The sequence below is a fragment of the Veillonella parvula genome, assembly GCF_040097785.1.
GTDB classification, from domain to species: domain Bacteria; phylum Bacillota; class Negativicutes; order Veillonellales; family Veillonellaceae; genus Veillonella; species Veillonella parvula_D.
Genome location: NZ_JBBNNS010000005.1, coordinates 95,201 through 109,145 on the forward strand (window position 1 = coordinate 95,201; position 13,945 = coordinate 109,145).

Below are 13,945 nucleotides of genomic sequence, written 5' to 3' on the forward strand. Positions count from 1 at the left end.
TAATATATGTTTTCCTATAAATCAAGATATTGTGTAGCTGCGGCTATGGCTGCCATGGCTGCCCTTACAGGCCATGTAGAAGCTCGTGATATAGATTTACAATCAATTGGATATTTTCAGTTTTCTCCGTTACCACCATCGTTGGTGTCTCAAACGGATACATTGCTCCTATCGGATAGTCCTGAATATGTAGGACCTGTAGGAGGTACGTTAAGTGCAGGTACAATTAATGGCAATGGTCGTATCTATTTCTATCATGTAAATGAAATGGATTTACCTCACAAGATTGCTATCGTCTTAGAAAACCAAACGGCTTATCCAACTTCAGTACATGTCATGAGACAATTAAAATCTGTAGCTACACCTAACTATTTTGCAGCAGGTCGTGATTTGTCGCGAAAGGATTTGGAGCAACCTCTTAATGAAAGCCCAGATGCAAGACCGTTATACTCTCTTAGCATCCCACCACAAGGGCGTCAATTAATCTTTAGTGACTTAGAAAATACACCGGTAAATCGAGATGCATTATTTACGGGTATTGTAGATATTAAAACAGAAGGGCCTATATTTGCGCGTGTCATGATGTTGCCTATGGGTATGGACCCTGTTGATGCGTCACATTGGGTGAAAAATCTTCCTATTGATGAAATACAATTACGCGGTACTTATACTGGTGCTAAACGTAATATGGAGGTTACTACACCATTCGACACCGCTTTAGGCGGTGCCTTTGTAGAAATTGGTAATGACCGAGAGGATACGTTTATCAATGGTGTAGACGAAATGCAAAATAAAGCATTTGTTCGTGACCGTGGTAACTATGGCGTATCGTATACGTTAAAAATTCCTACAAAGGGGAATGAACCGTTTAGACTGTATTTTAACCCTCTTGGGGGACCTTATTCTGGTTCCTTTATGGTAAAAGCATTGCATCAACAAGGTGCTAGACGGGGACAGACCGATACACGAACTTATCACATTGGTGGTGAAGATGGTATTTCCGCATTAGGGGAAGGTACTATATTAGATAGTCGTCTATTAGGGAATTATAATGCGGGCGATTTATTAACATTAAACTTTATGCCAGCCGGTGCATCGAATTTGCCAATTCGTTTCTTGTTAATTCCTGAATCTCTTGCAAATCCACAAAAACATCAAACTATTGCTGTTAATGTGCCGAAAGATGTTAAAGACATTTTAGGGCATCCAACTCAAGGAGGCACACAAATACCTGTAGGCCCTGTAGGTGGTAAAGATGGAGATAAAGGAGCAGTAGATACTAAAAAATCTACTATTGAAAGTCCAGCTAAGCGGGCAGAAACAATTGCTCATGAAGAAACTAAAAAGTTGAGCGATAAAGCTGTAGCAGATGTAAAAAAAGAAGCGCAACTTAAAAAGGCAAAAGATGAGAAAGAAGCATTAGCTCGTAAAAAAGCTGAAGAGGCTCGACTAGCTGCAGAAAAAGCCGAAATGTTGCGAAAGGCTGCAGAGGCCAAGCATGCTGAAATTGAGCGTAAGATGGCTGAAAAAGCCGAAGCAGAGCGTAAAGCAGAGGAAGCTCGCAAGGCGGAAGCGGCTCGTAAAGCTGAAATGGCACGTATCGAGGCAGCGAGAAAAGCGGAAGCAGATCGGCTAGAGGCGGCTCGTAAAGCAGAAGAAGCTCGACTAGCAGCGGAAGCAAAACGTCTTGAAGAAGAAAGTAGAATTGAAGCTGCTCGTATTGAGGCTGCACGCAAAGCGGAGGAAGAAAGAAAAGCGGCCGAAGCTAAGGCACGCTTTGAAGCGCAAAGAGCAGCAGAAAAAGCTGCTTTAGAGGCCAAAAAGGCCGAAGAGGAACGCTTGGCTGCTGAGGCTAGAGCTCGTTTAGAAGCACAACGTAAAGCTGAGCAGGAAGCATTGGAAGCAAGACGTGCCGAAGAAGCTCGTAAAGCAGCAGAAGCGAAAGCTGCTTTAGAAGCACAACGTGCTGCTGAGCAAGCCGCTCTTGAAGCGAAGCGTCAAGAAGATGCTCGTAGAGCGGCAGAGGCTAAGGCTGCTTTGGAAGCACAACAAATGGAAGCAGCAAGAAAAGCAGAAGAGGCTCGTCGTGCGGAGGAAGCGCGTAGAGCAGAAGAAGCTCGAATTGAAGCGGAACGTAAAGCTGAGGCCGCTCGTGTAGCAGCAGAAGGAAAACGAGCAGAGGAAGCACGCAAAGCTGAAGCTGCGAGAATTGAAGCGGCGCGTAAAGCTGAACAAGCTCGTTTAGAAGCAGAAGCACGTAGAGCAGAAGAAGCTCGTAAAGCAGAAGCAGCTAGACTTGAGGCACAACGTAGAGCTGAACAGGAACGACTCGAAGCAGCGCGCCGTGCTGAAGAAGCTCGTATTGCTGCAGAGGCTAAACGTGCCGAAGAAGTGCGTAGAGCCGAAGAAGCTCGTCGCATAGAAGAAGCAAGACGTGCCGAAGAGGCTCGTAAAGCAGAGGCGGCTCGCATAGCGGCGGAAGCTCGTAAGGCAGAGCAAGAGCGACTTGCTGCAGAACGAGCTGAAGCAGAACGTCAAGCAGCCGAGGCACGACGCCTTGCTGAGGAACGATATAAAGCGCAACTAGAGGCCGAACGTAAAGCTGAAGCTGCTCGTCAACAAGCGTTGGCTCAAGCTGAAATAGAGCGTAAAGCAAAAGAGCGTGCTGAAGCGATTCAACGTGTTCGAGATCAACAAGAAAGTGCTCGTCGTCGTGCAGAACTTGCCCGTCAACAACTTGAAGCCGAACGTAAGGCTGCTCAAGCATCTAAGAGGACTCCTTCCTTCAGTGAACTTGATGATATTCATGGGGATACATCAAATGTAACTATTCCAAATGCTGTATCCATTGATGAGTTAACAAAACCTAGACCGACGGCATCCCAAAATACACGTCGTCGTGAGCAACGTCAGCCTCAATTGTTGCCAAATCAGCAAAATGTGCAGATAAATCCTGTAGCGAATGAGTCGCAACAAGATCAAATGCCGTATACTACACAAAATGAACAGCAAAATGATGAAGAAAATCCACCAAGACTATATCCACTAGGTTAAGGTTCTTAATTTCTAAAAAAGAAATGTTAGATTAAAGTTTAAGATATGGTAGTGGCTTAATAGCTGTTTAAATATAGAGAGGATAAGCAATTTTATATGCTTGTCCTCTTTTTAAAATCCATATGAATTTTGTGTTTTACATTGACTTTCAAAGGTGGATTCAGTACAATAAATAAAGAAAATGCATATATGGTACGAGAGACCATTGCATAATACAATACCTTTTAATTTAGTCCAGAGAGGCTGAGAAAGGAATATAGTTGAAGTGCCCATAGGGGCTTCTTTGTGCAAACTATTTGACCTTTTGCCCTGGGCAAAAGGTCTTTTTTGTTACGTGAGTTAGGAGGAAATCATGGGACAAGTTAGCCTAAAAGGCAAAGATTTATTGGGTTTGCAAAATGTGTCACCTGAAGAAATCAAATTGATTTTAGATGTGGCAAAGAAAATGAAGAAGATTGTTCTTTCTGATGACAAGAAGGTTCCACTTTTAAAGGGGAAATCCATTATTAACCTTTTTATGGAGCCAAGTACTCGTACCCGTAGTTCCTTTGAGTTAGCCGGCAAATACTTAGGGGCTGACGTGATCAATCTTTCTCCTAGTGGATCTTCCATGGGTAAAGGTGAAAGCTTCCGCGATACATTGTTAACTATGTCCTACATGGGCACAGATGCTATCGTAATGCGACACAGCGCAGAAGGTGCACCTTTATATGCTACGAAAGCCGTAGATCCTATTATCATTAACGCAGGCGATGGCGCTCATGAGCATCCAACACAAGCATTACTAGATATGTATTCTATCTTAGAGAAAAAGAAATCTATTGAAGGCCTAAAGGTGGTTATCCTTGGGGATATAATGCATAGTCGCGTAGCACGCTCCAACATTTATGGCCTTACAAAAATGGGGGCTGATGTACATCTAGCTGGTCCTCGTACAATGGTATATCCAGAATTTGAAAAATTAGGTGTTACCGTACACCATGATATTCGTGAAGCTGTTGCTGATGCAGATGTGGTAAACGTACTTCGCATTCAATTAGAACGCATTCACTCTGCACTATATCCTACAAACAGAGAATATGCACGTATCTTTGGTATCAATAGCGATGTATTGAAATTAGCTAAAGACGATGTAATGGTCATGCATCCAGGTCCAATGAACCGTGGCCTAGAAATCGCACCAGATGTTGCGTATTCTGATCAATCAGTAATTCAAGAGCAAGTGCGTAATGGCGTAGCTATACGTATGGCTGTATTGTACTTAACTATTATCGGAGGTGACGGTAGTGAGCTTGCTTATTAAAAATGGTACGGTAGTAAATCCGGCGAAAAAACAAAACGAAGTAGCAGACATTCTCGTAAAAGATGGTAAAATTGCAGCCATCGGTCAAAACTTAAATGCTGAAGGTGCTGAGATATATGATGCAACAGGTCTTATTGTAGCACCAGGCCTTATCGATATTCACACACATTTGCGTGAGCCAGGTCAAGAAGCGAAAGAAGATTTCCACTCCGGTACACAAGCCGCTGCTGCAGGTGGTTTCACACGTGTTGTAACTATGGCTAATACAAATCCTGTAGTAGATAATGCTGCGCTCGTAAGAGGGTTGCAAAAGCAAGCCGAACTTACTGGTGTTGTTAAGGTAGAATTTATTGGTGCTGTATCAAAAGGTCTTGAAGGTAAGGAACTTGCTGAAATGGGGGATATGGCAGAAGCTGGTGTAGTAGCTTTCTCCGATGATGGCCACTATGTAGAAAATGCTGCATTTATGCGTCGTGCTTTAGAATACTCGTCCATGTTTAATAAGATGGTTATCGACCATGCAGAAGATATTACATTGACTAAAAATGGTCATATGCATGAAGGTATTGTTTCTTATGAATTAGGTGTTATTGGTCGTCCTGCAGTAGCTGAAGATTTGGCTGTTGCTCGTGATATCTTGTTATCTGAAATGACAGGTGGTCATATCCATATTGCTCACGTAAGTAGTAAAAATACTGTAGATATGGTGCGCCGTGCGAAGGCTAAAGGTCTTAATGTAACCTGTGAAGTTACAAGCCAACATTTGTCTTTCACAGATGAATACTTACGCGAATATAATCCAGCATTTAAAATGGCTCCTCCAATTCGCTCAGAAGATCATCGCCAAGCATTATTAGAAGGCTTGAAAGATGGCACAATCGATGCGATTATTACAGACCATGCACCACATGCATACGAAGAAAAAGACCATGAATTCTGCTGTGCACCAAATGGTTTCAGCGGCCTCGAAACATCTTTGGCAGCGGTTATTACAAATGCATATGGTCCTGATAAACTTAGCATTGATCAAGTTGTGTACTATATGAGTACTCGACCAGCTGAGTTGATGCACCTTGATGCAGGTGTTCTTGAAGTTGGTAAGCCAGCGGATATTACTGTATTCTCTACAACTGAAAAGTGGACAGTAGATAGAAATAAATTTTATACAAAAGGTAAAGTTAGCCCATTTGATGGTATGACTGTTACAGGTAAAGCTAAACTCACAGTAGTTGATGGCAAAATTGTTATGAAGGAGGGCGTAGTCTTATAATGAAAGGCAAGTTAGTTCTTGAAGATGGTTCCGTGTTTGAAGGTTCCTTATTAGGTGGCGCCCCAACGGTAGGGGAAGTTGTATTTAACACAGGTATGACCGGGTATCAAGAAATCTTGACTGACCCATCCTATGCGGATCAAATTATTACATTAACCTATCCTTTAATTGGTAATTATGGTACTTTAAATTCTATCACTCAAGGTCCTAAACCATATTGTAAAGGTTTTATTGTAGGTGAACTGTGTGACTTCCCATCTAACTGGCAAAATGAGGGGTTATTTAGTGAGTATCTTCGTTTGCACGGCATCCCTTGCCTTTATGATGTAGATACACGTGCGATTACACGTGTTCTTCGTAACCATGGTGTAATGAAGGGCGTACTCGTACGCTCTGATTACCCTATGGAAGATATTCAAAAATTGTTTAAACAAGACTTGCCAACAGATCAAGTTATGCGTGTAACTACAAAATGGCAAGGTATGCGTGGCGATAAAAATGCTGAATTCCACGTAGCGGTAATGGATTATGGTGTAAAGGAAAATATCCTTCGCTCTCTAGAAGCTGCAGGCTGTCGTCTTACTGTATTTCCTGCAGATGCTAAGGCTGAAGATGTGTTGGCAGCAAATCCAGATGGTATTTTTTTATCTAATGGCCCTGGAGACCCTCAAGATCTTGGCTATGCAGTAGAAGAAGTAAAGAAAATGTTTGGTAAGAAACCAATCTTTGGCATCTGTATGGGGCATCAAGTATTGGCACAAGCTTATGGTGGCACCACATTCAAATTGAAATTTGGTCACCGTGGTTCTAACCATCCTGTACAAGATTTACGTACTGGTCGGGTATATATTACATCTCAAAACCATGGTTATGCGGTAGATGATACTTCTTTGCCAGATTTCGTAGAAATTACACATCGTAGCGTAAATGATGGTACCGTAGAAGGTATGCGTCATAAAGAATTGCCAATCTTCTCCGTACAATACCATCCAGAAGCATCCCCAGGACCTACTGATAACCTATATTTATTTGACGAATTTGAAGACTTAATGAGAAAGGGAAAATAATATGACCTCAGAAGCAAAAAAAGTACTTGTAATTGGTTCTGGTCCAATTATTATCGGTCAAGCTGCAGAGTTTGATTATGCTGGTACACAAGCATGCCGTTCCCTTCGAGAAGAGGGTTATAAAGTAGTATTAGTTAACTCCAACCCTGCTACTATTATGACTGATACAGATATTGCAGACCGCGTATATGTAGAACCAATTAGTCTTGAATTCGTAACAGAAGTTATAAAAAAAGAACGCCCTTGGGGTTTGTTGGCTACATTAGGTGGTCAAGTAGGTCTTAATATGGCGGTACAATTGTCTGAAGCTGGCGTATTAGAAGAATATGGTGTAAAACTTCTTGGTACAACTCTTGAAGCCATTAAACAAGCCGAAGACCGTGAACTCTTCAAAGAAGCGATGAAGGAAATCAACCAACCGGTCCCTGAATCCGATATCTTTAACGATCTTGAAGAAGCAGTAGCCTTTGCTAATCGTATTGGGTATCCTATTATCATCCGTCCTGCATACACATTAGGCGGTACTGGTGGAGGTATTGCCCATAATGAAGATGAAATGTATGAAATCACACGTCGTGGTTTGAAACTTTCACCAATTCACCAAATTCTAGCAGAACGTTCCGTTGCAGGCTGGAAAGAGATTGAATACGAAGTAATGCGCGATAGTGCAGATAACTGCATCATCGTATGTAATATGGAAAATATTGACCCTGTTGGTGTGCATACTGGGGATTCTATCGTTGTGGCACCAAGCCAAACCTTGAACGATATTCAATACCAAATGCTGCGTACCGCATCTGTAGAGATTATCCGTTATTTAAAAATCGAAGGCGGTTGTAACGTACAATACGCTTTGAATCCAAATAGCAACGAATATATTGTTATCGAAGTAAACCCTCGCGTATCTCGTTCCTCTGCATTGGCATCTAAAGCAACTGGGTACCCAATTGCGAAGGTAGCAGCAAAAATTGCAGTAGGCATGACATTGGATCAAATTACAAATGCTGTAACAGGCGAAACAAAAGCATGCTTCGAGCCTACACTCGACTATGTAGTAACGAAGTTCCCACGTTGGCCATTTGAAAAATTCAATTTGGCGGACCGCACATTGGGCACTCAAATGAAGGCTACTGGCGAAGTTATGGCTATCGACCGCTCTTTAGAAGGGTCTTTGTTAAAAGCAATTCGTTCCTTGGAGATCGGTTTAGACCATATTGAGCTTAAGAAAATCGCCCATGAATCCATGGAACAGCTTATCGAACGTTTACACTTAGTAGATGATGAACGTATCTATGTTGTGGCAGAAGCTCTTCGCAAGGGGATTAGTGTAGAAAAAATCCACTATATTACAAAAATTGATACATTCTTTATTGAAAAAATCAAAAACATTGTTAATGTAGAAAAAGCATTGGCTGAACAGGGCTTAACAGAAGATGTATTGCGCAAAGCAAAACGCTATTCCTTCACCGATTCTGTTATTGCTCGCTATGCTAATACAACTGTAGAAGAAGTTCGCGCAAAACGTAAAGAATGGAACATTCTTCCAACATATAAATACGTAGATACATGTGCGGCTGAATTTGAATCTAAAACACCGTACTATTACAGTGCTTATGCACAAGAAGACGAAGTTAAACCACTAGGCGAAAAATCCGTAGTGGTACTTGGTTCTGGCCCGATTCGTATTGGTCAAGGCGTAGAGTTCGATTACTGCTCCGTACATTCCTCATGGGCCCTTCGTAAAGCGGGTTATCAATCTATTATGATTAATAACAACCCAGAAACAGTGTCTACTGACTTTGATATTTCTGACTCTTTATACTTTGAGCCATTGACTGTGGACGATGTAATGGAAATTATCAATAAAGAACAGCCAGCTGGCGTCATTGCTCAATTTGGTGGTCAAACGGCTATCAATTTGGCAGGCCCATTGGCAGAACGTGGCGTCAAAATCCTCGGTACATCCGTAGATAGCATCGATATGGCGGAAGACCGTGAACGCTTTGATGAATTGTTGGCGAAGCTTGGTATCCCTCGCCCAGTAGGTGCTTTGGTAACCTCTGATGAAGAAGCACAAGAAGCAGCTAAAAAGTTGAAATACCCGTTAATCGTTCGCCCTTCTTATGTATTGGGCGGTCGTGCGATGGAAATCGTATACAACGATAAAGAGCTTGATGTATACATGAAGGAAGCCGTAGTAGCATCTAAGGAGCATCCTGTTCTTATCGACCGTTACATGGTTGGTATGGAGGTAGAGGTTGACGCTATTTCTGACGGTACCGATGTATGTATCCCTGGTATTATGGAACAAATCGAACGCGCCGGTGTTCACTCTGGTGACTCCATGGCTGTTTATCCAGCTCAACATTTGAGCCAAGAATTGATTGATCAAATCGTTGATTATACACGTCGTATTGCAGTAGGCCTTAATGTTAAAGGTGTACTTAATATTCAATATATCGTGGCTGATGGTGAACTTAACGTTATCGAAGTTAACCCTCGTTCTAGCCGTACTGTACCATTCATTTCTAAGGTTACAGGTATCAATATGGTAGAATGTGCAACACGCATTGCCCTTGGTGAAAGCTTAAAAGACTTAAGCTTACCACTTGGTCTTGTACCTAATAAACCATATGTAGCTGTAAAAGCACCTGTATTCTCCTTCTCTAAAATGGGCCTTGTAGAAATCGCTCTTGGACCTGAAATGAAGTCTACTGGTGAGGTTATGGGGATTGGTCGCACATATTCTGAAGCTTTATTCAAAGCTATCAATGGTGCCAACATGCGTATCCCAGAGGATGGTACAATCCTTATGACTGTTGCAGACCGCGATAAAGAGGAAGCTAGTCAATTAGCAAAAGGCTTTATTGATTTGGGTTATCACATTGAAGCAACTGGTGGTACTGGTAAATACTTCAAGGAACATGGCGTTGACTGCAAGGTAGTTAACAAAATCTCTGAAGGCGATGATAACTGTGCTGACCACATTCGTCAAGACAAAGTCGATCTTGTACTTAATACATTGACTGCAGGTAAACGACCTGAACGCGAAGGCTTCCAATTGCGTCGTCTTGCTGTAGAAATGGGTACACCATGCTTAACAAGTCTCGATACAGCACGGGAAGTATTGCGTGTTGTGGCGAATCGTAAAGATGATGCGAACTACACTGTAGAAGCATTACAAGATTTTGAATTGGAGTAAAATCATGAGTGGCTATGTAGAACAGGGCGAAGTCGTTCGCAATGAGCAAATAGGCTCTGATGTGTGGATTATGGATGTTCACGCACCAAAACAAGCAGCAGAAGCAAAGGTAGGACAGTTTTGTAATGTTCGCGTAGCGGATTCTACGGCACCATTGTTGCGCCGCCCTATTAGCTATGCTGGATTTGATGCCCGAAAGGGTACGATTACCCTTTTGTATCGCGTCGTAGGCAAGGGGACTGAAATTATGACACGTCTCGTGCCTGGTGATACATTAGATTGTTTAGGTCCTTTGGGCGAACCGTTTGTAACATCTAATAATATGCTTCTCGTTGGCGGTGGCGTTGGTATTGCACCGATGCTATGTATCGCATCCCATTTGCAAAAAGATGAAGAAGCACAAGTTATTCTTGGTTTTAGAAATGAAAGCGAAACCTTCTGGGCTGATTTATTTAAAGATACGCCTGTTCAAGTCCACATCACTACTGATGATGGTAGCGTAGGTACAAAAGGCTTCCCTACAGCAATCATGCCTGACCTAATTAATGCTAATTCGTTTACCTCTGTTATGACTTGTGGTCCTATGCCTATGATGAAAGGCGTAGCACAAGTGGCTAAAGAACTCAATGTGCCATGCCAAGTATCTTTAGAAGAGCGCATGGGATGTGGTACGGGCGGTTGCTTAGGTTGCGCTTGTGATGGTGCCGGTGGCAAACGTTATAAAGTTTGTAAGGATGGTCCTGTATTCTCCGCTGAGGAGGTGTTCTTTTAATGCATGAACGCGATTTAAATAACACCGTTACGCCAAATCCAAAGCTTGCCATTGATTATTGCGGGATTAAGATGAAAAATCCTATTATCGCCGCATCTGGCACCTTTGGCAATGGCCCTGAGTATGCTGGGTATTTAGATCTTAGCAATGAGATAGGAGCTATCTCCGTAAAAGGTTTAACACCTAAGGGGCGTCACGGAAACCCTGGAACTCGTATTGCAGAAACACCATCTGGCGTATTGAACTGCATTGGCCTTGAAAATCCTGGAGCTGAACATTTTGTTAGAGAAATTCTACCAGAGCTTAAGAAATATGATGTACCATTGCTAGCGAATATGTCTGCGGGCACAATTGATGAGTTTGCTTGGATGGCAGAGACATTATCTGTAGATGGCATTGCAGGGTTAGAAGTCAACGTATCTTGCCCAAATGTAGAATGTGAAGGCATGGCTTTTGGTGTAGATCCAAAGGTTGTTGAATCGGTAACTAAAGCGGTTCGTAAGGTAACGGATAAACCTGTTATCGTTAAGCTTTCACCAAATGTAACAGACATTGTAGAAATCGCAAAGGCTGTTGAAGCAGGCGGTGGTAATGGAGTAAGTCTAATTAATACCTTGTTGGGCATGGCTATAGATATTCACCGTCGCAAGCCTGTATTGGGGAACACTTATGGTGGATTATCCGGCCCAGCCGTAAAACCCGTGGCTCTTCGCATGGTGCACCAAGTTTATAAAGGGGTAACTATTCCTATTATTGGTCTTGGTGGTATCATGACTGGCACAGATGCTATCGAATTTATGATGGCAGGGGCGCAAGCCGTTCAAGTTGGTACAGCTACGATGGTAGATCCAACAGCAATTTCACGTATTGCCCGTGAAATGAGCGAATATGTAGAACAATATAATCTTAACAGCATCACTGATATTGTAGGTGCTGTTCATCAAGTATAACAGAATCATATATACGGCGAGCTTAAACAACCATAAGAATTGTCGTTATATAGGATATGATACAAAAAGACCTAGTACATTTAGTACTAGGTCTTTTCTTATGTATTGAATTGGGGTCTATAATTACATAGATGCCAATTATATAGACTGTTAATGTCATAGTATGGTAATAATATGTATAATTATGATTATACATATGCTTTGTAGAAGTCAATAAATTGCTGTGCTACTGGGGAAAGTGCATGGCCTTTAAGTGTGATAAAAGCTTTTTTGAAATCCCCCGAGAATTCAGGCAATTTGATGCGGGCCATTTTGCGATGATTGATGAGCTCCTTAGCGTCCATTGGGACTAAAGAAACTGTACGTCCAGAAGAGGCTCATTCAATAGCTGAGCTTTTTGTGGTGGTGATAGCTACCGCATTAAGTTGATCCATATCTGTTAAGCTAGATTGCATAATCATTCGGACAGAGCCACCAGAAAGGGAAAGGGGACATTTTTTTATGTCTTCCCACGTGATGGTATCATGCTCACGATCTGTCCAGAATACATCACGGCGGAAAATAGCGTATAAATGCTCTTCTTGGGTAAGCAGGATATCGAATTTATCGATATCTACCATTTGAATATTGGCGATACCTAATTCGGCGCTACCGTTGATGAGTTGGGTCACTACATTTGTCATAAGTCCTTCATAAATTTCAAAATGGACAGATGGATATTTCATGGAAAAAGCTGGTAAATATTGCTGTACGATTGGCGTTGAACGAGATGCAGATGTCGCAATGCGTAAAGTACCTTCAATGCGTGAATTCAATTGTTGTACAGCATTATATGTAGATTCTTCAATAGAGCAGAGTTGTTGTGCTTTTTCATAGAAGATTTTACCAGCATCTGTTAATTGCAAGTTTGATCCTCGTTGGCCGCGTTTAATGTTGATTAATTGAGCCCCAAATTCAGCCTCTAAATATTTCAACTGCTTACTTAACGCTGGTTGTGTAATATGAAGAATCTCTGCGGCCTGTGTCATATTGCCCGTTTGAACAAGGGTAATAAAATTGTGGTAGTAAGATGTATCCATAGAATCTCCCTATTATACACATAATATGATAAATAAAAATTATAACGAACTAAGTAACGGTCATTTCACATTTAATAAAATGCTATATATACTAAATTCAACAAAGTAATAGAAAGTAAATTAAGTTTTAAATTATCTTTCTATACTTATCACAAATTTTGATATATAACAATAGTTAAGAAAGTAGGTACTACTATGGGCGTGGTAAAAAGAACATTAAGTCGAGCAATTCGTAATTGGGAAGCACGTAGATTAATGACGGCTCGTAATAAAATTAGCCGGAAAAAACAATTAGAACGAGTATGGCCTTATCCTATGACTAAGGAAAAACGTCGTGAACTCGGTCAAGGTATAGCCGGTTTAGTTAATAACGGCAATTAAAAGTTTGGAATCTACTAACTAGATTATTTATCTAGTGGTAGTACCACCTCAATAGAATCTAATACATTACAAGTAGCAGCTCCATGACTTATGTCTTGGAGCTCTTTTTGTATGCGCTCTACATCCGTAGGTGGTATTAGGATTGTTATGTCTACATATTCACCAAAGCTTGCTTCATAATGTAAATTTTCGTCCTGTAAATATCTTTCTACTGCTCCATACAGCGAATAGTCAATCTTTGCTTGTAGTCGGGTTCGTGTTGTATGTAGTTCTTTAGGCGCAAGACGTAAGGTTTCCGCAACAGAGTGTGAATAGGCCCGAATCAAGCCACCAGCGCCCAATTTAATACCTCCAAAATAACGCGTTACGACGACGGCTACATTGGTAATGCCAGTCTTTTTGAGTACTTCTAGCATTGGTTTACCTGCTGTACCTGATGGTTCTCCATTATCGGAAAATCGTTGTTGTTCTTGCTGTGGTCCTAATGTATAGGCTGTGCAGTTATGACGTGCATCCCAGAATTCTTTATTGATGCGGCTTATAAAGGTTTGGGCTTCCTCTTCAGTCTTGCAAGGATATACAGTTGTTATAAACCGTGATTTTTCAACAACATATTCATGGCGAAATTCTTTCGCTACCGAAGTAAATTCTACCGTAGGGCTTATTGATTCAGACATATATTCACCTCCTTTGGAATCAAAGTTTATGTTTATTCATCATCACTTTATTATAATCTATTTATGAATGCTATGTATAGGTAAAAGAGGTTAATTCCCTTATAAAAAAGAAATAACCCTCTATATTTGGTAGGATATTGACGTAATGAGAATTTATGTTATCATTAAATATAGATATATGAGTAGTTAG

9 protein-coding genes and 1 pseudogene are annotated in these 13,945 nt (G+C 41.4%); 8 read left to right on the top strand and 2 right to left on the bottom strand.

The window, feature by feature from the left end:
• Nucleotides 1–6: 6 nt before the first annotated feature.
• The 7 genes from AAA071_RS08680 (at nucleotide 7) to AAA071_RS08710 (ending at nucleotide 11,618) form a co-directional block, all read left to right on the top strand.
• A complete protein-coding gene (locus AAA071_RS08680; protein WP_302132483.1) occupies nucleotides 7–3,054 on the top strand; it encodes an ATPase in 3,048 nt (1,015 codons plus the stop codon).
• Nucleotides 3,055–3,406: 352 nt separating this feature from the next.
• Nucleotides 3,407–4,357, top strand: a complete 951-nt coding sequence (locus tag AAA071_RS08685; RefSeq protein ID WP_287518229.1) for an aspartate carbamoyltransferase catalytic subunit — start codon at nucleotides 3,407–3,409, stop codon at nucleotides 4,355–4,357.
• A complete protein-coding gene (locus AAA071_RS08690; protein ID WP_123138508.1) occupies nucleotides 4,341–5,627 on the top strand; it encodes a dihydroorotase in 1,287 nt (428 codons plus the stop codon). Before AAA071_RS08685 ends, AAA071_RS08690 begins: the two co-directional genes overlap by 17 nt.
• Nucleotides 5,627–6,694: a glutamine-hydrolyzing carbamoyl-phosphate synthase small subunit gene (gene carA / locus AAA071_RS08695; RefSeq protein WP_008715755.1), complete on the top strand. Its 1,068-nt coding sequence runs from the start codon at nucleotides 5,627–5,629 to the stop codon at nucleotides 6,692–6,694. The genes AAA071_RS08690 and carA overlap by 1 nt, the downstream gene beginning before the upstream one ends.
• A gap of 1 nt (nucleotide 6,695) precedes the next feature.
• Nucleotides 6,696–9,896, top strand: a complete 3,201-nt coding sequence (gene carB, locus AAA071_RS08700) for a carbamoyl-phosphate synthase large subunit (protein ID WP_287518230.1) — start codon at nucleotides 6,696–6,698, stop codon at nucleotides 9,894–9,896.
• Between the two features lie 4 nt (nucleotides 9,897–9,900).
• Nucleotides 9,901–10,668, top strand: a complete 768-nt coding sequence (locus AAA071_RS08705) for a dihydroorotate dehydrogenase electron transfer subunit (RefSeq protein WP_287518231.1) — start codon at nucleotides 9,901–9,903, stop codon at nucleotides 10,666–10,668.
• Nucleotides 10,668–11,618, top strand: a complete 951-nt coding sequence (locus tag AAA071_RS08710) for a dihydroorotate dehydrogenase (protein ID WP_004698485.1) — start codon at nucleotides 10,668–10,670, stop codon at nucleotides 11,616–11,618. The genes AAA071_RS08705 and AAA071_RS08710 overlap by 1 nt, the downstream gene beginning before the upstream one ends.
• Before the next feature lie 188 nt (nucleotides 11,619–11,806).
• Here the strand turns inward: AAA071_RS08710 and AAA071_RS08715 are convergent.
• Nucleotides 11,807–12,697 (bottom strand): annotated as a pseudogene (locus tag AAA071_RS08715) (LysR family transcriptional regulator).
• A gap of 195 nt (nucleotides 12,698–12,892) precedes the next feature.
• On the opposite strand from AAA071_RS08715, the gene AAA071_RS08720 reads away from it, so the two are divergent.
• The gene (locus AAA071_RS08720) at nucleotides 12,893–13,078 is read left to right on the top strand and encodes a hypothetical protein (RefSeq protein ID WP_004698441.1); all 186 of its coding nucleotides are present in this window, start codon (nucleotides 12,893–12,895) and stop codon (nucleotides 13,076–13,078) included.
• Nucleotides 13,079–13,101: 23 nt separating this feature from the next.
• On the opposite strand, the gene AAA071_RS08725 is transcribed toward AAA071_RS08720, so the two are convergent.
• Nucleotides 13,102–13,755 (bottom strand): YigZ family protein, encoded by a 654-nt coding sequence (locus tag AAA071_RS08725; protein ID WP_287518695.1) that lies wholly within the window; start codon nucleotides 13,753–13,755, stop codon nucleotides 13,102–13,104.
• Nucleotides 13,756–13,945: the final 190 nt, after the last annotated feature.

What these genes read in the sequence shown, in the direction of transcription:
- AAA071_RS08680 (WP_302132483.1), top strand. Translation starts at nt 7, where the DNA reads ATGTTTTCCTATAAATCAAGATATTGTGTAGCTGCGGCTATGGCTGCC.
- AAA071_RS08685 (WP_287518229.1), top strand. Translation starts at nt 3,407, where the DNA reads ATGGGACAAGTTAGCCTAAAAGGCAAAGATTTATTGGGTTTGCAAAAT.
- carA (WP_008715755.1), top strand. Translation starts at nt 5,627, where the DNA reads ATGAAAGGCAAGTTAGTTCTTGAAGATGGTTCCGTGTTTGAAGGTTCC.
- carB (WP_287518230.1), top strand. Translation starts at nt 6,696, where the DNA reads ATGACCTCAGAAGCAAAAAAAGTACTTGTAATTGGTTCTGGTCCAATT.
- AAA071_RS08705 (WP_287518231.1), top strand. Translation starts at nt 9,901, where the DNA reads ATGAGTGGCTATGTAGAACAGGGCGAAGTCGTTCGCAATGAGCAAATA.
- AAA071_RS08710 (WP_004698485.1), top strand. Translation starts at nt 10,668, where the DNA reads ATGCATGAACGCGATTTAAATAACACCGTTACGCCAAATCCAAAGCTT.
- AAA071_RS08720 (WP_004698441.1), top strand. Translation starts at nt 12,893, where the DNA reads ATGGGCGTGGTAAAAAGAACATTAAGTCGAGCAATTCGTAATTGGGAA.
- AAA071_RS08725 (WP_287518695.1), bottom strand. Translation starts at nt 13,755, where the DNA reads ATGTCTGAATCAATAAGCCCTACGGTAGAATTTACTTCGGTAGCGAAA.